Below are 284 nucleotides of genomic sequence, written 5' to 3'. Positions count from 1 at the left end.
GCGCGCCTTGCACACGTAGCGGCCGTGCAGGATCAGCCAGTGATGCGCGTCGAGCAGGAACTCGGCCGGAATCACCTTCACCAGCGTGTCTTCCACCTCGCGCACGTTCTTGCCGGGGGCCAGGCCGGTACGGTTGGAGACGCGGAAGATATGCGTATCCACTGCCATCACCGGCTCGCCGAACGCGGTGTTGAGGACCACGTTGGCGGTCTTGCGGCCGACACCGGGCAGCGCTTCCAGCGCTTCGCGGTCGCGCGGCACTTCGCCGCCGTACTTCTGCAGCA

1 pseudogene is annotated in these 284 nt (G+C 66.9%); it reads right to left on the bottom strand.

The annotated features are described in order from the left end of the window. A pseudogene (locus EN853_RS33670) lies at positions 1 to 284 on the bottom strand (endonuclease III); the annotation flags it as partial.

It is taken from the genome of Mesorhizobium sp. M1C.F.Ca.ET.210.01.1.1 (assembly GCF_004791585.1).
In the GTDB taxonomy this organism is placed as follows: domain Bacteria; phylum Pseudomonadota; class Alphaproteobacteria; order Rhizobiales; family Rhizobiaceae; genus Mesorhizobium.
Note: the sequence above shows the minus strand (reverse complement) of the source record. Positions and strands in the feature narration are given on the sequence as shown.